Origin of the sequence: Virgibacillus dakarensis, from assembly GCF_900155625.1 — a bacterium.
Lineage (GTDB): Bacteria > Bacillota > Bacilli > Bacillales > Amphibacillaceae > Lentibacillus_C > Lentibacillus_C populi.
Map to the genome: position 1 here is coordinate 808698 of NZ_LT732554.1, position 18077 is coordinate 826774.

At 40.6% G+C, this 18077-nt stretch carries 22 protein-coding genes and 1 other RNA gene; 21 read left to right on the forward strand and 2 right to left on the reverse strand.

Going from position 1 to position 18077, the window contains the following annotated elements; genetic code table 11:
• Positions 1-18: 18 nt before the first annotated feature.
• On the reverse strand, positions 19-552 hold the full coding sequence (locus tag CZ382_RS13545; protein WP_088051738.1) for an isochorismatase family cysteine hydrolase: 534 nt from the start codon (positions 550-552) through the stop codon (positions 19-21).
• Between the two features lie 80 nt (positions 553-632).
• Here CZ382_RS13545 and tadA point away from each other — a divergent pair, with 80 nt between their 5' ends.
• From tadA to rsmI, 18 genes are all read left to right on the forward strand, one after another.
• Positions 633-1097 (forward strand): tRNA adenosine(34) deaminase TadA, encoded by a 465-nt coding sequence (gene tadA, locus CZ382_RS13550; RefSeq protein WP_088051739.1) that lies wholly within the window; start codon positions 633-635, stop codon positions 1095-1097.
• A gap of 76 nt (positions 1098-1173) precedes the next feature.
• An RNA gene (gene ffs / locus CZ382_RS13555) (signal recognition particle sRNA large type) lies at positions 1174-1440 on the forward strand.
• Between the two features lie 303 nt (positions 1441-1743).
• Positions 1744-3438 carry a DNA polymerase III subunit gamma/tau gene (gene dnaX, locus CZ382_RS13560; protein WP_088051740.1) on the forward strand — a complete coding sequence of 565 codons (1695 nt, stop codon included), beginning with the start codon at positions 1744-1746 and terminating at the stop codon, positions 3436-3438.
• An 86-nt stretch (positions 3439-3524) separates the two neighbouring features.
• On the forward strand, positions 3525-3839 hold the full coding sequence (locus CZ382_RS13565; protein ID WP_088051741.1) for a YbaB/EbfC family nucleoid-associated protein: 315 nt from the start codon (positions 3525-3527) through the stop codon (positions 3837-3839).
• 17 nt (positions 3840-3856) lie between these two features.
• Positions 3857-4453 (forward strand): recombination mediator RecR, encoded by a 597-nt coding sequence (gene recR, locus CZ382_RS13570; RefSeq protein WP_088051742.1) that lies wholly within the window; start codon positions 3857-3859, stop codon positions 4451-4453.
• A gap of 225 nt (positions 4454-4678) precedes the next feature.
• Complete coding sequence (locus CZ382_RS13575; RefSeq protein WP_088051743.1) at positions 4679-4894, forward strand: YaaL family protein; 216 nt, start codon at positions 4679-4681, stop codon at positions 4892-4894.
• Between the two features lie 75 nt (positions 4895-4969).
• Entirely contained in the window at positions 4970-5236 is a 267-nt protein-coding gene (locus CZ382_RS13580) for a pro-sigmaK processing inhibitor BofA family protein (protein ID WP_088051744.1), read from the forward strand.
• 161 nt (positions 5237-5397) lie between these two features.
• On the forward strand, positions 5398-5589 hold the full coding sequence (locus CZ382_RS13585; protein WP_088051745.1) for a sigma factor G inhibitor Gin: 192 nt from the start codon (positions 5398-5400) through the stop codon (positions 5587-5589).
• 147 nt (positions 5590-5736) lie between these two features.
• Positions 5737-7188 carry an aminotransferase class I/II-fold pyridoxal phosphate-dependent enzyme gene (locus CZ382_RS13590; protein WP_088053472.1) on the forward strand — a complete coding sequence of 484 codons (1452 nt, stop codon included), beginning with the start codon at positions 5737-5739 and terminating at the stop codon, positions 7186-7188.
• On the forward strand, positions 7185-7823 hold the full coding sequence (tmk, locus tag CZ382_RS13595) for a dTMP kinase (RefSeq protein WP_088051746.1): 639 nt from the start codon (positions 7185-7187) through the stop codon (positions 7821-7823). The genes CZ382_RS13590 and tmk overlap by 4 nt, the downstream gene beginning before the upstream one ends.
• A 15-nt stretch (positions 7824-7838) precedes the next feature.
• A complete protein-coding gene (locus CZ382_RS13600) occupies positions 7839-8168 on the forward strand; it encodes a cyclic-di-AMP receptor (RefSeq protein ID WP_088051747.1) in 330 nt (109 codons plus the stop codon).
• A 225-nt stretch (positions 8169-8393) separates the two neighbouring features.
• Positions 8394-8831 carry a YaaR family protein gene (locus tag CZ382_RS13605; protein ID WP_088051748.1) on the forward strand — a complete coding sequence of 146 codons (438 nt, stop codon included), beginning with the start codon at positions 8394-8396 and terminating at the stop codon, positions 8829-8831.
• Positions 8832-8927: 96 nt separating this feature from the next.
• Complete coding sequence (holB, locus tag CZ382_RS13610) at positions 8928-9917, forward strand: DNA polymerase III subunit delta' (protein ID WP_088051749.1); 990 nt, start codon at positions 8928-8930, stop codon at positions 9915-9917.
• Positions 9918-9923: 6 nt separating this feature from the next.
• Positions 9924-10751: a PSP1 domain-containing protein gene (locus tag CZ382_RS13615; protein WP_088051750.1), complete on the forward strand. Its 828-nt coding sequence runs from the start codon at positions 9924-9926 to the stop codon at positions 10749-10751.
• 14 nt (positions 10752-10765) lie between these two features.
• Positions 10766-11110: a DNA replication initiation control protein YabA gene (yabA, locus tag CZ382_RS13620; RefSeq protein WP_088053473.1), complete on the forward strand. Its 345-nt coding sequence runs from the start codon at positions 10766-10768 to the stop codon at positions 11108-11110.
• Between the two features lie 72 nt (positions 11111-11182).
• Positions 11183-11929, forward strand: a complete 747-nt coding sequence (locus CZ382_RS13625; RefSeq protein ID WP_088051751.1) for a tRNA1(Val) (adenine(37)-N6)-methyltransferase — start codon at positions 11183-11185, stop codon at positions 11927-11929.
• The gene (locus tag CZ382_RS13630) at positions 11916-12209 is read left to right on the forward strand and encodes a GIY-YIG nuclease family protein (RefSeq protein WP_088051752.1); all 294 of its coding nucleotides are present in this window, start codon (positions 11916-11918) and stop codon (positions 12207-12209) included. The genes CZ382_RS13625 and CZ382_RS13630 overlap by 14 nt, the downstream gene beginning before the upstream one ends.
• Positions 12175-13062: a 16S rRNA (cytidine(1402)-2'-O)-methyltransferase gene (gene rsmI, locus CZ382_RS13635; protein WP_088051753.1), complete on the forward strand. Its 888-nt coding sequence runs from the start codon at positions 12175-12177 to the stop codon at positions 13060-13062. Before CZ382_RS13630 ends, rsmI begins: the two co-directional genes overlap by 35 nt.
• A 99-nt stretch (positions 13063-13161) precedes the next feature.
• On the opposite strand, the gene CZ382_RS13640 is transcribed toward rsmI, so the two are convergent.
• The gene (locus tag CZ382_RS13640; RefSeq protein WP_088051754.1) at positions 13162-13440 is read right to left on the reverse strand and encodes an AbrB/MazE/SpoVT family DNA-binding domain-containing protein; all 279 of its coding nucleotides are present in this window, start codon (positions 13438-13440) and stop codon (positions 13162-13164) included.
• Positions 13441-13683: 243 nt separating this feature from the next.
• Here CZ382_RS13640 and metG point away from each other — a divergent pair, with 243 nt between their 5' ends.
• The 3 genes from metG to CZ382_RS13655 all read left to right on the forward strand — a co-directional run bounded on the left by metG (position 13684) and on the right by CZ382_RS13655 (position 18005).
• Entirely contained in the window at positions 13684-15642 is a 1959-nt protein-coding gene (gene metG / locus CZ382_RS13645; protein ID WP_088051755.1) for a methionine--tRNA ligase, read from the forward strand.
• 110 nt (positions 15643-15752) lie between these two features.
• Positions 15753-16520 carry a TatD family hydrolase gene (locus CZ382_RS13650; protein ID WP_088051756.1) on the forward strand — a complete coding sequence of 256 codons (768 nt, stop codon included), beginning with the start codon at positions 15753-15755 and terminating at the stop codon, positions 16518-16520.
• A 264-nt stretch (positions 16521-16784) separates the two neighbouring features.
• Positions 16785-18005 (forward strand): G5 and 3D domain-containing protein, encoded by a 1221-nt coding sequence (locus tag CZ382_RS13655; protein ID WP_088051757.1) that lies wholly within the window; start codon positions 16785-16787, stop codon positions 18003-18005.
• The last annotated feature ends 72 nt before the right edge of the window (positions 18006-18077 follow it).

Sequence of the window (18077 nt, forward strand, 5' to 3'; positions counted from 1 at the left end):
AAGCTTTCCATATGCTTGCTAAATTGGTTCAGTGTTTGCATCCATCACGGTGCGCATTAAATAGAGGGCATATTCATTGCCTTGTTTTTCATTGGATGCCATACAATTTTCCGGAACGTGCAGGGAGTATTCATACATGTAAGCATCCTTCGCCGAGAATAATATACAAATATCCCCTGCGATTCCTGACATAATCAGGTTTGTCTTTTTTAAATGGGTTAACAATGATTGCAATGGTGTTTGAAAAAAGGCGGAGTGCTTCGGTTTTATAAAAAAGTAATCGTCGGGAGCAGGCTTCATTGCATCAATTACTTCACGGCTAGCGTCATTTCTGCAATACTCTACTACTTTATGAAAATCCGCTTGCCACAAATTGTAATGATCATTAATATAAATAACAGGTAGATTATTTTCTTTGGCAAATGACTTCAGTCTTTTTAGATTTGGCAGAATTTCCTTTGTGTGGTGAAGTAATCGTTCCCCGCCTTCAAATTTAAAGTCATTGATAAGGTCGATAAACAAGACAGCACTGTTTTCCATTGAAATGTTCATAGCAATGCCCCTTTCGTTTCTTGTTTATTTTTTTCCTAATTAAACAGATTTAAAACTTTTTTCCTGCGTGGTGATTTATAATGGATGATGAAAAATACATGCGTGAAGCACTGAACCAGGCATTGCAAGCACAAGAAGCTGGTGAGGTTCCGATTGGTGCGGTGATTGTTTATCATGGGGAGGTTATTGCTACCGGATTTAACGTTCGGGAAACATCCCAATTAACGTTGTCACATGCCGAATTGCTTGCAATTGAACAGGCAAATCAGGAAATTGGCAGCTGGCGGTTGGAAGATTGTACCCTTTATGTAACACTCGAACCGTGTCCAATGTGTGCGGGTGCGATCGTTCAGTCACGGATTGCCCGTGTTGTCTTTGGAGCATCTGATCCAAAAGCGGGCTGTGCTGGGACATTAATGAATTTATTGGATGATAACCGGTTTAATCATCAGGCAGAAGTAACCGCGGGTGTATTGGAACGAGAATGTGGGCAGTTATTGACTGACTTTTTCCGGGGATTACGTAATAAGAAAAAACAAATGTAGAGATGGATAAAGTTTACTGTTCTTGTCCATAGATTTCCATTGCATTTGTCTTAAAAACGCTTTATAATAAAACATGCCGTGCTAAGTGGGGAGGTAGCGGTGCCCTGTACTCGCAATCCGCTATAGCGAGGCCGAATCCCCATCCAAGGTGAGGCGACTTTAAGGTCTGCCTTAAGGGATTGGTGTTGACGTCTCAGGTCCTGCGCAACAGAGACCCATGAACCCTGTCAGGTCCGGAAGGAAGCAGCAGTAAGTGGATTCCTCTGTGTGCCGTGGGGAAGCCTGGACTGAGCCATGAACTTAAGTAACGCTTAGGGACGTTTCATCGACGATGGGTGCACGGTTTACATAATCGAAAAGGCTGTATCAATGGCAGAAATGGCATTGATACAGCCTTTTTATTCATCGGTATCTAGCCTATTTGATGAGTAGTTTTTAGCTATTTTGATCGATGAATTTTATATTGCTTGATCGGGAATCTCACCATTTGATCACCAACTTTATGCATTTTACCGGGAACTTTCAGCAACTGAACGGTAACGATGAAAAAGTCGAGCGCATTTCGATGCAAAACGGATGTTATGGTTCACATCTGCCCCTTAAATCGGGTATAATTAGAATGAATTGACAAAGGGGAACGTTCGTTATGAGCTATCAAGCATTATATCGTGTTTGGCGTCCAAAAACGTTTGCAGATGTTGTTGGACAGGAACACATTACTAGAACCTTACAGAATGCTATTGTGCAGCAAAAATTTTCGCATGCGTATTTATTTTCCGGTCCACGTGGTACAGGGAAAACGAGTGCAGCGAAGATTTTTGCAAAAACGATCAATTGTGAGCATGCACCGATAAAAGAACCATGTAATGAATGTGCATCCTGCCGTGGTATTCAGGATGGTTCAATTTCTGATATTATCGAAATGGATGCTGCATCGAATACGAGCGTAGAAGATATTCGGGAGATACGTGACAAGGTGAAATATGCTTCCAGCTCTGTTCCATATAAAGTGTATATTATTGATGAAGTTCATATGATATCGGTAAATGCATTTAATGCTTTATTAAAAACACTGGAAGAGCCCCCAAAGCATGTTGTATTTATTTTAGCAACGACAGAACCACATAAAATACCATTAACCATCATTTCAAGGTGCCAGCGTTTCGATTTCAAACCGATTTCTAATCAAGCTATTGTGGATCGGATGAAAACAATTATAGAATCTGAAGGAATTTCGGTTTCACAAGAGGCATTAGAAGTGGTAGCACTAGCTGCTGAAGGTGGAATGCGTGATGCATTAAGTATTTTAGATCAGGCCATTTCTTACAGTGACGATCGTGTGGAATTAGCTGATGTGTTAGCGGTGACGGGTGGGGTTTCGCAAAAGCTTTTGACCAATATTGTAAAAGCAATGCATGAAAAAGATGCTCAGCAGTCATTAAAAATATTGGATGAATTAATCCAACGAGGGAAAGATCCGGGACGATTTGTTTTTGATTTGATTTATTTCATGCGTGATTTGCTGCTTTATCAAAGTGCACCTTCATTAGAAGGAATTTTGGAACGTGCGTTGATCGATGATGATTTCAAGCAATTGGCAGATCAAGTGGCTGCTAACTGGATCCAGGAAGCAATCATCCAGTTGAACCAATGTCAACAGGAGATGAAGTGGTCGAACAGCCCGAAAGTGTTTATTGAAATGGCGATATTGACGATTGTAAATAACGATCGTGGATCAAGTCAAGCAGTCATAACGAATGATTCAGAAACGGTTGCCAAGCTTACAAGTCGATTGGAACAATTGGAACAGGAATTGAAGACACTAAGGGAATCACCGGCCCAGGTAGTAAGTCAACCAGCACAATCAGTATCAAGGCGATCCCAGCCGAGACAAACGAAAAACAGCTATAAAATTCCGTATGAAAAAATTCGTTCCGTTTTACAGGAGGCGGAAAAGCCGGCATTGAAACAGGTAAGAACCGAGTGGGCCGCGTTTTTAAACGCTTTAAAGGCGACAAACGCACCGGCACATGCAACCATTCAGGATAGTAAGCCGGCAGCGGCGTCCAGCCAAGCGCTTGTCGTCGCATTCAAATATGAAATACACTGTTCTCTTTTTCTTGAACACCGGGAGACAAGTGAATCTATACTGGAAAAAGCTATCGGAAAACATTTGACAATTATCCCGATTCCGGATAATAATTGGCAAGAGTTACGCCGTGAATATATTCAACAGCAAGAACAGCAAACGAACGACCAGCAATTGGAAGAACAAGCTGATCCATTAATTGAAGAGGCAAGAAAACTGGTTGGCGATGATTTGCTGGAGATAAAAGATTAGCAACATAGGCAGCTGTCCAGGGTATTACTGCCTTATAACCCTGGGAGCTAAACGCTACAACTGTAAATTTAAAGGAGGAATTTTCCATGAAGGGTAATATGGGTAATATGATGAAGCAAATGCAAAAAATGCAAAAGAAAATGATGGCTGCACAGGATGAGCTTTATGAAATGAGCTTTGAGGCCTCAAGCGGTGGTGGAATGGTAACAGTTACAGCGAACGGAAAGAAAGAAATTACCGATGTGCAAATTAAAGAAGAAGTTGTTGACCCAGATGATGTAGAAATGCTGCAGGATCTGATTTTAGCAGCAACTAATGATTGTTTAAAACAAATTGACGAGAAAACCAACGAAACAATGGGGCAATTCACGAAAGGATTAAATATGCCCGGAATGTTCTAGTTCTAGGGGGCAACTAAATGTATTATCCAGAACCGATTTCCAAATTGATTGATAGTTTCACAAAACTGCCAGGGATCGGACCAAAAACAGCAGTCCGTCTGGCTTTTTTTGTGATTAATATGAATGATGATGATGTAATGGATTTTGCTAATTCATTAGTCAATGCAAAACGCGAACTGACACACTGTTCTATTTGCGGTCATATAACCGATCAGGACCCTTGTGCGATTTGTCAAGACGAGTCACGTGATCAGTCGATTATTTGTGTTGTTCAGGATCCGAAAGATGTCATTGCAATGGAAAAGATGAAAGAGTTTCATGGAAAATATCACGTCCTGCATGGTGCTATCTCGCCGATGGATGGCATTGGTCCGGAAGATATTAATATTCCCGATCTGCTTAATCGTTTAAAAGATGAAGAAGTGAAGGAATTAATATTAGCAACAAATCCAAATATCGAGGGTGAGGCAACGGCGATGTATATTTCCCGTCTTGTTAAACCATCGGGTATCAGAACAACGCGAATAGCCCATGGATTACCTGTCGGCGGTGACTTGGAGTATGCAGATGAGGTTACCTTATCAAAGGCATTGGAAGGCAGAAGGGATTTGTAGTGAACAAAGGCGTAAGCGCCCGTTTAGCGACGTATAAACTGGACTGAGCCGTAGGAGATAAAGGAAACACGGTGAGCTGAAAGCGAACAGATGTTGACCTTATCGTACGGAGGTGAAGGAAGTTTACTAGTCGCTGGGTGCTGGAGCCGGACGTGGCCTACTCTGGCGTGAGCAGAATAGCGCTTGAAATGTTTGTAGACTCATTTGTAGGAGTTTGGTACTGTCATGAGTAAAAAAATAAAGAAAAAAGATATCGATGAACAACTATTGGATTCCATTTTTACCCTGGAGCGAGAATGGAAACAAATTCGCTCTCTTGTTGAGAGGAGTATCGAACCAATGGACACAAGTATCTATCGGGAGAATCTTGCTCAAGCAAAGTATTTATTTTTACTGCGGGAGGCACGTCACCGGAAAATCAGCGCGATTCGCTATAATTAATGCTTGTTTCCAGTTCTTTTTCCTCGTTTTCTTTCATAGATAGTAGAAAGGGACAAGGAGAAGGAGTTGAAGGTTTTGAGCTCAACCGTTGTTATTTCCATTATGGTTGCATTAATTGTATTACTTTTAATTGTTGGGGCACCTGCAAAGCCAATGCGTTTTATCGCCCACAGCACGGTGAAGTTAGGGATTGGCATCTTGTTTTTATTTTTCTTTAACGTGTTTGGCGGGGCAATTGGTCTGCATATACCTATCAATCTATTTACAACTGTCGTATCAGGTTTTTTAGGCTTGTTTGGAGTAGCCTCACTTGCTGCGATCCAATTGTTTATCATTTCATAAAAAGCAAAAAGCCGGGACGTATGGTATACGCCTGGTTTTTTTGGCCTGTTTATGGAAACAAACAGGCTAATAAAACATATAGTTAACTATAAGAAAGTTTTACAGATTACATGTATAGATTTCGTTAGATTAGGAGATACTAAGCTAACGGAGGTGGGGAGATGAAACAAACTATTTCAATGGAACGCTGTGGTATATGTGAGGAAGAGAAAGAAAAAGGAATTCATTTATACAAAATGTTTATCTGTTGTGAATGTGAACGAAACATGATTCACACAGAGCCAAGAGAAGAAAAATATCATTATTATCTACAAAAGTTAAAAAATATGAATCAACCAACACTACACTCATAAGTACAAAAAGCGGAGGCGACCGAGCTTGACGTTGCCCACTTTGCCTTGTACAAAATAGAAGCTTTTGTAGTCTTTGCATTTTTACTTGCAAAGGCTTTTTTTATTGGATTAATATTGGGGGAGGATAAAGAAAGAGGACGTAAAATCATGAAACTAAATCAGCAAGATACACCACTATACGCAAGGTTAATCCAATTTAGCGAACAACACCCTATTTCCTTTCATGTACCAGGGCATAAAAATGGATCTATATTCCTTGATGATGCCAAAAACACATTCAATCATATTCTGCCGATTGATTTGACCGAATTGACTGGTTTGGATGATCTGCATGCGCCTAATGGGGTAATTGCTGAGGCTGAGCAACTTGCCGCAAATTTTTTTGGTGCAAACCAGACCTTTTTCCTTGTCGGTGGGAGTACAGTGGGGAATCTGGCGATGATTCTCGCCGCTTGTTCAGCGGGGGAAAAAATTATTGTGCAGCGTAATAGCCATAAATCAATTATCAATGGGTTAGAGTTGTCTGGTGCAATGCCAGTTTTTATTGCACCATTATATGATGAATCAGTTGGTCGTTTTACACACCCAGACATTGATACACTTAAACAGGCGTTGGAAATACATCCTGATGTTAAGGCAGTTGTCTTAACCTACCCGGACTATTTTGGTAAAACATATCCGCTAAGACAGATGATCGACTTGGTTCATTCCTATAATATCCCCATACTAATTGATGAGGCACATGGGGTACATTTTTCACTTGGTGATCCATTTCCACCGTCTGCTTTAAAGCTTGGTGCCGATATTGTTGTTCAATCAGCACATAAAATGGCACCGGCACTGACCATGGCCTCCTATTTACATATGAAGACGGAACGAATTGCAGCAGATCGGATAGCCCATTATTTACAAATGCTGCAATCAAGCAGCCCTTCCTATCCATTAATGGCGTCATTGGATATAGCACGATCATTTTTAGCATCCATTTCACCAACAGACATAGAAGCTGTGAAAACGAGTGTTATGCAAGTCAGAAAATCTTTTGCTTTAAGTGGGTTTTGGAATCTTTTACCAATTACTGAATTTGATGACCCACTTAAATTAACGTTAAGCGTGAAACCAGGGCTTACTGGATTTGAATTAGCTCACTATTTTGAACAAGGCGGGATCTATCCGGAATTAGCTACACATAATCAGGTGTTATTTATTCATGGACTGCAGCCCTTTGAAAAACTTATGCAGTTGCGGAAAGTAATGAAAAGCGTGATGGATCAATTAAAAATAATCGAAAGTCATGCTACAATAGAGATAACAAAAATGTTTTCCAAAAAAATGGGCACGCTTAGCTTGCCTTACCAGAAAATGAATCAGCATAAAACAGCAACCGTTTCGCTTAAGCAGGCAATCGGCAAGGTAGCGGCGGAAGCGGTAATCCCATATCCGCCTGGAATACCACTAGTCATGAAAGGCGAGCGGATTACAGGAGATCATATCAAGATAATCGAACAATTAATCATCCAAGGTGTTACAATTCAACACCGAGATATAACAAGGGGTATCCGTGTTTTTACCGGACAGATAAAGGAGAAAAATACGTGAACGGACATTTTATAACATTTGAGGGCGTTGAAGGAGCCGGAAAGACGACCATTCTTCATTCTTTAGGAAATAAACTGCAGCAGTTAGGGTTTGCTGTAGTCATCACACGTGAGCCAGGCGGGATCGAAATTGCCGAGAAAATAAGGGGAATCATTCTGGATCCGTTAAACACCGAAATGGATGGTCGGACAGAAGCATTGCTATATGCTGCAGCACGGAGACAGCATTTAGTCGAAAAAGTGTTACCAGCATTAGAAAAAGGGAATATTATATTATGTGACCGGTTTGTTGATAGTAGTCTTGCCTACCAAGGATATGCAAGAGGATTAGGAATCGATGAGGTATGGTCGATCAATCAATTTGCCATTGATCACTGTATGCCGGATCTAACCTTATTTTTTGATATCGAACCAAAAAAGGGATTACAGCGTATTACGGCGAATAAGAATAGAGAAAAGAACCGATTGGATTTAGAAACGATTCATTTTCATGAGCAAGTATATGAGGCGTATAACATATTAAGAACAAGGTTTTCCGATCGTTTTACAACGATCAATGCTGATCAGCCGCTTGAGCAGGTGGAATTAGATGCAAAAGACAAAATTGTTTCTTATTTGAGAGAAAACAATAAGTAAAGGAGGTTTTGAATAATGAAGCTGATTATTGCAGTCACGCAGGATAAGGATTCCAACCGTCTGGTAGATGCACTTGGTGAAGAAAACTTTAAAACGACAAAGCTTGCTACAACTGGCGGATTTCTTAAAGAAGGAAATACAACACTCATGATTGGCTGCGAGGATGAATATGTCGATGAGGCCCTTAAAATTATCCGGGATAATTGCTCACAGCGGGAACAAATGGTAGCACCAATTTCGCCAATGGGCGGTAATGCCGACTCCTACATTCCAAAACCGGTCAAAGTAGAAGTAGGCGGAGCAACCGTATTCATCCTCCCAATCGAATCATTCTTTCAATTTTAACTTCAAAAGCGGAAGCGCCCGTTTAGCGGCGTATGGACTGGACTGAGCCGTAGGAGATAAAGGAAACACGGTGAGCGTAGCGAGGCGATGTTGACTTATCGTACGGAGGTGAGGGAAGTCCACTAGCCGCTGGGCGCTGGAGCTAGACGATCAAAAGCGGAAGCGCCCGATTAGCAGGTTTGATCTACTGCGCTTCCGTACATATGGATTAAAGGGGTCATCCCAATGAAAATTACCCAGGAAATGCGGGGACAAATCGATTCCGCAGCTAAAAATAATCGAAATAATATAGATGGCAGGCAATCATTTGACGGTGTCATGGAGTCGCATACGCAAAAACTGAAGCAACAGGAGCTTCAGCAATTAATGAAGGACATTACGCTGCAAGGAGACAGGCTTGCCCGCTTTCGTTCATTTCGTGACTTGGTGAAATTCAAGCGTATGGTGAAGAGTTTTTTACAGGAAACAGTGTATAGTGGTCTTCATCTGCAGAAATCACACAGCTTTGAAGCAAGTCAAAGTCGAAAACTGACCATCGTCAAAAAGGTAGATGAAAAATTAATTGAATTAACCGAGGAAATGATGAGCCAAGAGAAAAAAACGGTTGATTTATTAGGTATTATTGGAGAAATCAAAGGGTTATTAATTAATTTATATAGATAAAGAAAAAAGTGGAAGTACAATCATATAGTTTTTGTACAGTTTAACTTTGTTAAAATATCTAACATTCCGGAAATTAGAACTGAAGGACGAAAAGCAATGAAAACATGGGAAGAAATAAAGGAAATCCAACCATTGGCAGGTAAAATTATTACGAATAGTATGGAAAAAGGGCGAATTTCACATGCATACTTGATTAGCGGAGAACGAGGAACCGGGAAAGAGAAGATAGCACTTCAGCTTGCTAAAAGTGTGTTTTGTTCCAATAAAGATGGTGTTGAACCATGCCAAACCTGTAATGCGTGTCAGCGAATAGCATCGAAAAATCACCCTGATGTACTTTGGATAGAGCCTGAAGGGCAATCAATTAAGAAGGAACAAATTGATAAACTGCAGAAGGAATTTATGTACTCAGGTTTGGAATCCAATCGGAAGGTCTATATTATCAAAGCAGCTGATACGTTAACATTAAATGCAGCAAACCGTATTTTAAAGTTCCTGGAAGAACCGAATAAAGCAACGACAGCCATTATGCTGGCAGAAAATAGTCAATCTATTATCCCTACCATTCGCTCACGCTGCCAAATACTTGATTTAAAGCCATTGAATCCACAACTTTTCCAGCAACAGTTAATGGAATCAGGAATACCGGAAGCGAACGCCAGACTTTTCAGTGCGCTCACTAATAACTTGACTGAAGCAATACACTGGAATGAAGATGAGTGGTTTGCACAGGCTCGAAAATTAATGGTACAATTAGTAGAAACGTTTGCAGCTAATCCAGACGATGTTTATTTGTTCATCCATAGTAAGTGGCTGCCCCACTTTAATGAGAGAAGTGGGCAGGAGCATGGTATGGATTTATTACTATTAGCCTTTAAAGATATTCTCCTGTCACATATCGGCTATGAGGATGCGACCGTTGTATTTGCTAAATCCAGCAATAAACTGGAAGACCTCGTGATGGCCTTTTCACAGGAGAAGGTTCTGGCAATTTTAAATGCTATTTTAAAGGCGAAACAAAAATTGAAGCAAAATGTTCATCCGACGTTAGTGATGGAACAACTTACACTTCAAATACAGAGGTGATAAATAGTGGTTGAAGTGATTGGTGTCCGTTTCAAGAAAGCGGGTAAAATATATTATTTTGATCCTGGGGAACATGATATTGATATAGATAGCTACGTTATTGTCGAGACAATACGTGGCATTGAGTTTGGCAAGGTTGTGATTGCCAGTAAACAGGTTGATGAGGAAGATGTCGTTCTTCCGTTGAAACAGGTTATGCGGATAGCTGATGAAAAGGATAAAATAACGGTCGTTGAAAATCAGCAACAAGCAGAAACTGCTTTCGAGACGTGCGCCAGGAAGATTACGGAACATAATCTGGATATGAATCTAGTAGAAGTGGAATATACATTTGACCGGAATAAAATTATTTTCTATTTTACAGCAGATGGACGAGTTGATTTTCGTAATTTGGTCAAAGATTTGGCAGCATTGTTTAAAACACGGATTGAACTTAGACAAATTGGTGTACGTGATGAAGCGAAAATGCTTGGCGGGATTGGCCCGTGCGGCAGGATGCTTTGCTGTTCGACATTTTTAGGTGACTTTGAGCCGGTTTCCATTAAAATGGCCAAGGACCAAAACCTTTCGCTTAATCCAGCAAAAATATCCGGATTGTGCGGCAGGCTAATGTGCTGCTTAAAGTACGAAAACGATGATTACGAAACGGCTAAACGCGTACTGCCTGATTTAGGAGAAATGATAAAAACACCGTTCGGGAACGGAAAAGTGGTTGGTCTGAACATCCTTGAGCGTGTCATCCATATTGAGCTTCCAGAGAAAGAGCGTGTTATTGAATATACATTAGATGAACTAATCGAAGAGGGAATCATTTCAGCACAAGCCACGGAATAGTGGGGTGTAAAATGTTGAGCAAAAGGCAAATTTTTGACCAAGTATCCGATATGGAGAAACGTATTGGTGAATTGTATGAACAGCTTGGAGATTTAAAGAATGAGTTGGGCAGTTTGCTTGAAGAGAATCAGCGGCTAACGATGGAAAATCATAATTTGCGTAATCACTTAAATACAAGCAAGCAGGATAAGAGAGAGATCGGAGACATACAGCAACCAAAGGATATACCGGGCGAGGGATATGATAATCTGGCAAGACTGTACGAGGAAGGGTTTCATATTTGCAACCTGGAATTCGGCAGTCCCAGAAGGAATGAGGATTGTATCTTTTGTCTTGATTTCCTGAGCAAAACGAAATAAAAGTACGAGCTGGCTCTATGTCTTACCAAGACACATGAGGCAGCTTTTCTGTCATAAGGATGGATCCCGAAAATGGTTGAATTACATAATGATGAACGACTTGATTATTTATTAGCTGATGAAACGATAAAAATCATTCAAAGTCCGACGGTTTTTTCGTTTTCGTTGGATGCTGTTTTGCTTGGACACTTTGCCTCTATTCCGTTAAAAAAAGGCAGTATTCTCGATTTGTGTACGGGGAATGGAGTTATTCCGCTGCTTCTGTCAAGAAGAACCCGTGCACACATTACAGCAGTTGAAATACAGGAGAGGTTATTCGACATGGCTAGCAGGAATGTACAAATGAATGGACTGCAGGAACAGGTGACAATGACTCATGGTGATTTAAAAGCAATGCAGCCCCAGCTTGGCCAAAGCAATTTTGATGTTGTGACGTGTAATCCTCCATATTTTCGTACCCCGGCCAAAACGGAGTATAACAAAAATGATTATTTAACAATTGCCAGGCATGAAGTGTTCTGTACGTTAGAGGATGTGGTGAAGGCTTGTAAATTGCACGTTCGCCCTGGTGGTAAGGTGGCAATGGTTCACCGTCCGGGACGACTTGTTGATATTATTACCTTGTTTCGCAACTATAAGCTAGAGCCAAAAAGGATGCGGCTTGTTTATCCAAAAATGGGCAGGGATGCTAATATGCTTTTAATTGAGGGAATCCGTGATGGGAGAGCAGATCTGACCATCCTGCCGCCGTTATATATTTATAACCCGGATAATACATACACAAAAGAAGCAGAGGAAATCATTTATGGAGGAATTTGAACATGTTGTCTATATACTAAAATGTAAAGATGGGACGTTATATACAGGCTATACAAATGATTTAAAAAGACGATTACGTTTGCATGAAACTGGTAAAGGGGCAAAATATACAAGAGGACGGGGTCCATTTCAGGTTGAATTCATTGAGCGGTTTCCAACAAAGGAAGAAGCAATGCAAAAGGAATATGCGATTAAGCAGCTTGACCGAAAAGAAAAAGAGCAATTAATACGTCTTAATAAGAAAGATGTGGTATGGGTTGAAAATACAAAAAAGCTTTGATAATCAGGAAGCAGGAACAGTCTATGTTGTCCCAACCCCAATTGGCAATTTAGAGGATATTACGTATCGAGCATTAAACGTGCTGCGTACGGTTAGTATCATCGCCGCTGAAGATACGAGAAATACGAAAAAACTACTGAATCATTTTGACATCGCAACACACTTGACGAGTTATCATGAACACAATAAAGAAGCAAAGGAGGGACAATTAATTGCTCGTTTAGAAAATGGTGAATCAATCGCAATCGTAAGTGATGCCGGGATGCCGGGAGTGTCAGATCCGGGATATGAGATTGTTCGCACAGCAATTAATCAGGACTTTCCGGTTGTTGTTTTACCAGGAGCAAATGCAGCGTTATGTGCCTTAGTTGGTTCAGGACTTCCATCAACTGAATTTTTATTTTACGGATTTTTACCAAGAAAAAAGCAGGAAAAGCATAACGAGTTGGAGCGATTGCAGTCACTACAGGCAACATTGTTGTTTTATGAATCGCCTTTTCGGGTCAAGGATACGCTTGCAGCTATCCTAGAAGTACTTGGCAATCGGCAAATCGCCATTGCCAGAGAGTTGACCAAACGATATGAGGAATATACTAGAGGAAATGTTGATGAGATTATCGGCTTGCTCGAGGAAAAGCAGTTAAAAGGGGAGTTTTGCATCGTAGTTGAAGGGGGTACCAATGAAAAGGATACGAGTAAGGAACTATGGTGGGGACACTTATCTGTTATTGAACATGTTAATCATTACATCGATAATGTGGGGATGCATAATAAGGAGGCCATAAAACAGGTTGCCAAAGATCGGCAAATGGCAAAACGAGCTGTTTATCAAATGTATCATGTAAACAATTAAAAAAGAGACTAACGTTAGCGATGTAAAGCGTCAGCCCCTTTTACCACATTAACTTATTTTCATTTTACGTCTCGCTAACCGTTCAAAAACTTTCTACCCTTATTTATTAAATCGTGACTGGATTTCCTCTATTAAATTTTTTGCCCCTTCAGGGCTAAGTATGAGTTTCCCGTTGGCAAATGACATGTTTTCGTCAGAGGTTTCCCCGGTAATTTGGCATGTCATGTTTGGTGTGTATTTTTTCAAAACAATTTTGTCATTATCGACATAAATTTCCAATGCATCTTTTTCATGAATATCAAGTGTACGACGCAATTCAATCGGTATGACAACACGGCCCAGTTCATCAACTTTTCTTACAATTCCTGTAGACTTCATAATTTTTTCTCCCCTCTATAGGTTAAGAATGTTTTTCGTCAAGGTTCGACATGTATCTATGCAATATAGTACCAACGTTTCCCAAAAGTGTCAATAAATTTTTAATTAAAATAAAAATAAATTTGAAAATTGGATTACCTTAAATTAGCTGCTTAGAAATGTAGTATGAATAGCACGAAAATGGAAAACTTGTGTTAAAATCGCTACAATAGAAGGAAGAACTTGTGCAGGAGGTCAAAGTACATGCCGAAAGAAAAAAAGACATTTTATATTACAACACCAATTTATTATCCGAGTGGTAATTTGCATATTGGACATGCCTATTCTACTGTAGCCGGAGATGCGATAGCACGCTATAAGCGATTGCGCGGATACGATGTGATGTATTTAACCGGCACAGATGAACACGGGCAAAAGATCCAGCGAAAAGCAGAGGAGAAGGGAATTTCACCACAGGAATATGTGGACGATATTGTTGGTGGTATTCAGGATCTATGGAAACGGCTTAATATTTCCAATGATGATTTCATTAGAACAACCCAAGACCGCCATAAAAAAGTGGTGGAAAAGATATTTGCCCGGTTATTAGAACAAGGTGACATTTATTTAGACGAGTATGAAGGATGGTATTGTACATCGTGTGAATCATTTTTTACAGAACGTCAACTGGAGGACGGGCATTGTCCTGACTGTGGTGGACCGGTTGAAAAGGTAAAGGAAGAATCGTATTTCTTTAAAATGAGCAAATATGTTAATCGACTTGTACAGTTTTATGATGAGCACCCGGAATTCATTCAGCCGGAAAGCCGTAAAAACGAGATGCTGAATAACTTTATTAAGCCGGGGCTGGAAGATTTGGCAGTATCACGCACAACCTTTGACTGGGGGATTAAGGTACCAGGAGATCCAAAGCATGTTATTTATGTATGGATCGACGCACTCAGTAACTATATCACAGCACTTGGCTATGGAACAGAAGACGATGCCAAATTCCAAAAATACTGGCCGGCCGATGTCCACTTAATGAGCAAGGAAATTGTCCGATTCCATACAATTTACTGGCCAATTATGTTGATGGCATTGGATTTGCCACTCCCTAAAAAAGTATTTGCCCATGGCTGGATTCTTATGAAGGATGGAAAAATGTCCAAATCAAAAGGGAACGTGGTCGACCCTGTCAAGCTTACGGATCGTTATGGGCTGGACGCTCTTCGTTATTATTTGCTGCGTGAGGTTCCGTTTGGTTCAGATGGTGTATTCACGCCGGAGGGATTCGTGGAACGGACGAATTATGATCTGGCGAATGACCTAGGTAACCTGTTAAATCGAACAGTTGCGATGATTGTAAAATATTTCGATGGGGAAATTCCGGCATATACAGAAGCGGAGACAGAGGTAGATCAGAGATTGGAACAGCTTGCTGAGGAAACAATCGGCAAAATAGAAAATGCAATGGAAAATATGCAGTTTTCTGTCGCCCTTTCGTCATTATGGCAATTCATCAGTCGGACAAACAAATATATTGACGAAACAGAGCCATGGATTTTGGCGAGGGATGAAAGTAAAAAGGCACGTCTTGGTAATGTGATGGCTCATTTAGCGGAATCATTGCGGATTGCTGCTGTCATGCTGCAGCCGTTCCTGACTGAAACGCCAACGGAGATGTTTAGACAATTGGGGATTAATGATGATGCTCTAAAGGAATGGGATAGTGTTCATAAACAAGGGCAGATAAATCCTGGAACAAAGGTAGAAAAAGGGGAGCCGATTTTTCCGCGTCTTGATGTCGATGAAGAAATAAAAACGATCAAAGCAATGATGCAAAAACCTGCCGAAGCGAAAAAGGAAACAAAAGGTAATGCAGCAGCAGCGAAAGAGCAAATTGTCTATGAAGCGTTTATGAAGCTTGATATGCGCGTAGCAGAGGTTGTTAAAGCCGAAAAAATGAAAAAGGCGGACAAGCTGTTAAAGCTGCAGCTCGATTTGGGAACGGAAAAACGTCAAGTTATTTCCGGGATTGCCGAACATTATCAGCCTGATGAGCTTATCGGTAAAAAGGTTATTTGTGTAACAAACTTGAAGCCGGTTAAATTACGCGGGGAAATGTCTGAAGGAATGATTCTTTCCGGCGAAGATGCTGGTGGAACACTGGCATTAGCAACAGTTGAGCAGGCACTGCCGAACGGTTCAGTAGTGAAGTAGTGGAAGAAAAAGGCCAAATACCGTAACGGGTTGGCTTTTTTTCTGTAAAAGGGCGTGTTCAAGGTGATACTTTTACCAACTTTGAATACGGACTAAAAAGGAGGGTTACTGTGCTATTTGATACGCACGTACATTTAAATGCAGAACAGTTTTTTGAAGACCGTAACGAGGTAATTAAGCGGGCATTTGCTACAGGTGTTGAATATATGGTTGTTGTCGGGTTTGACCGGGAAACCATTCCGCTTGCTATTGAGATTGCCGAACAATATGCGTCCATTTATGCTGCAGTAGGTTGGCATCCGGTTGATGCGATTGACATGACAGATGAGGAGCTCAAGTGGATTGAAGAGCTAGCCAAGCATCCAAAAGTAGTGGCAATTGGGGAGATGGGTCTGGACTATCATTGGGATAAGTCACCAAAAGATATTCAGAAGGATGTTTTCCGCAAACAGATCCGACTTGCCAAAAAAGTAAATATGCCGATAATTATTCACAACAGGGAAGCAACAGAGGATATCTTGGAAGTTTTACAGGAGGAAGATGCCAAACAGGTTGGTGGTATTATGCATTGTTATAATGATTCAGCCGACTATGTACAAGCATGTTTGGATATGAACTTCTATATTTCGCTTGGCGGTCCTGTTACCTTTAAAAATGCCCCATTACCAAAGGAAGTTGCCGTTCAAGTACCTTTAGACCGATTGTTGATTGAAACGGATGCACCGTTTTTAGCACCACATCCAAATCGCGGGAAACGAAATGAACCGGCATATGTAAAATTGGTTGCAAAAAAAATCGCTGAATTAAGAGATATGTCCTTCGAGGAAATCGGTAAAGTCACGACAGAAAATGCCTTTTCTCTCTTTGGAATCACGTAAAAATGTCGTAAATTAGCTGTAATAGTCAACAAAAAATTAGACCGGTTAAAGTAGAGATCAGAGTGTATTCTGGTCTCTTTTTTTTTCAGTTTTGTAACACGTATAGATACCCTCTGTAACAGCACTTTATGGTTTTAAAAACAGAAAACATATACGATGCGTTTGCAGATGTAATCAGATTGTAACCAAACCGTAAACGGAATTGCTTTGATTTCGCATATGACTGTTACTATACCTAAAAAGGAAATAAGGGAGGCAAGAAGCATGAAAGTAATTTCAAAGCTGTTGCCGGCGTTGAAATGGAAGCTGGTTATCTCTGGTATTGGTGTATTAGCACTTGCGGTATTTTCCAGTCTGCTGTTGATAGAAGCGCAGAAAGCTGAAGTGGCCCTTACAGAAGACGGAAAAAAACAAACAGTGAAAACACATGCAAATACTGTAGAAGAACTGCTTAATGAAGAGGGAATTGCTATTGGCGAACATGATGACTTATCTCCCGGTCCTGCTACTGCAATTGAAGATGGCATGATGATTAATGTGAAGCATGCCAAACAGGTTGTAGTAAAAATTGATGGTGCTGAAAGGGAATATTTTACAACGGAGGAAACAATCGGAGAATTCCTAAAGGCCAATGATTTATCTTTTACCAAGCATGATGATACGTCATTTGCCCCGGATGATGCGATCAAGGATGGCCTGGAACTGAAGATTAAAAAGGCGTTTCAAATTGCTGTGAACGATGGCGGCGACAAGCAGCAATACTGGACAACAGGTGGCACAATTGAGGAATTTTTAGCGGCAAAAGATATTACATATGAAGCAGACAGTGATGATAAAATCGAACCAGCTCTAGATGAACAGGTAACAAGAGATACGGCCATTACGATTACTCGTATCGAAAAATTGCCAAATATCGTATTGGAAGAACCAGTTCCAATTGAAACAGAAACAAAAAAGGATGATACCCTTGAAAAGGGCGAGGAAAAGGTAATTAAAGAAGGTAAACAGGGAAAACTGGAAAAAACCTATGAAGCGTATAAGAAGAATGGTGAAGAAAAAAGAGGAGATTTAATCAATACGGAAATCACAGTAGAAAGCGTAAACCGCATCGTTGCAATCGGGGCGAAGGAGCCTGAGTCGGAAACCGCATCAGAACCCAACGTTGTTAAAACAGTTTCCAGCAATAATGATTCCAATGCAGAAGTGTTGTATATGACTGCGACGGCATTTACAGCTGATTGCAGCGGGTGTTCCGGTCATACTGCAACAGGTATTGATTTAAAAGCAAATCCGAATGCTAAAGTAATAGCTGTTGATCCAAATGTTATCCCACTAGGTTCGAAAGTATGGGTTGAAGGATACGGTAATGCCATTGCAGCGGATACAGGGGGGTTTAGTGGGAACCATATCGATTTACACGTACCGACGAAAGCGGACGCCTATAGCTTTGGGAGAAAGAAAGTAAAAGTGAAAGTAATGAACTAATATTTAAATATACAGTCACTTTTGCTGCTTATAACATTTGGCTCTTATTGATAAAATATATATAGCCTTTTC

Excerpts from the sequence above, each read along its gene's own strand:
- CZ382_RS13565 (WP_088051741.1), top strand. The coding sequence starts at position 3,525 with ATGAAGGGTAATATGGGTAATATGATGAAGCAAATGCAAAAAATGCAA.
- recR (WP_088051742.1), top strand. The coding sequence starts at position 3,857 with ATGTATTATCCAGAACCGATTTCCAAATTGATTGATAGTTTCACAAAA.
- CZ382_RS13625 (WP_088051751.1), top strand. The coding sequence starts at position 11,183 with ATGGTTGAATTACATAATGATGAACGACTTGATTATTTATTAGCTGAT.
- holB (WP_088051749.1), top strand. The coding sequence starts at position 8,928 with ATGAAAACATGGGAAGAAATAAAGGAAATCCAACCATTGGCAGGTAAA.
- CZ382_RS13575 (WP_088051743.1), top strand. The coding sequence starts at position 4,679 with ATGAGTAAAAAAATAAAGAAAAAAGATATCGATGAACAACTATTGGAT.
- tadA (WP_088051739.1), top strand. The coding sequence starts at position 633 with ATGGATGATGAAAAATACATGCGTGAAGCACTGAACCAGGCATTGCAA.
- metG (WP_088051755.1), top strand. The coding sequence starts at position 13,684 with ATGCCGAAAGAAAAAAAGACATTTTATATTACAACACCAATTTATTAT.
- CZ382_RS13640 (WP_088051754.1), bottom strand. The coding sequence starts at position 13,440 with ATGAAGTCTACAGGAATTGTAAGAAAAGTTGATGAACTGGGCCGTGTT.
- rsmI (WP_088051753.1), top strand. The coding sequence starts at position 12,175 with ATGTGGTATGGGTTGAAAATACAAAAAAGCTTTGATAATCAGGAAGCA.
- CZ382_RS13605 (WP_088051748.1), top strand. The coding sequence starts at position 8,394 with ATGAAAATTACCCAGGAAATGCGGGGACAAATCGATTCCGCAGCTAAA.
- CZ382_RS13545 (WP_088051738.1), bottom strand. The coding sequence starts at position 552 with ATGAACATTTCAATGGAAAACAGTGCTGTCTTGTTTATCGACCTTATC.
- CZ382_RS13590 (WP_088053472.1), top strand. The coding sequence starts at position 5,737 with ATGAAACTAAATCAGCAAGATACACCACTATACGCAAGGTTAATCCAA.
- CZ382_RS13655 (WP_088051757.1), top strand. The coding sequence starts at position 16,785 with ATGAAAGTAATTTCAAAGCTGTTGCCGGCGTTGAAATGGAAGCTGGTT.
- CZ382_RS13630 (WP_088051752.1), top strand. The coding sequence starts at position 11,916 with ATGGAGGAATTTGAACATGTTGTCTATATACTAAAATGTAAAGATGGG.
- CZ382_RS13600 (WP_088051747.1), top strand. The coding sequence starts at position 7,839 with ATGAAGCTGATTATTGCAGTCACGCAGGATAAGGATTCCAACCGTCTG.
- dnaX (WP_088051740.1), top strand. The coding sequence starts at position 1,744 with ATGAGCTATCAAGCATTATATCGTGTTTGGCGTCCAAAAACGTTTGCA.
- CZ382_RS13585 (WP_088051745.1), top strand. The coding sequence starts at position 5,398 with ATGAAACAAACTATTTCAATGGAACGCTGTGGTATATGTGAGGAAGAG.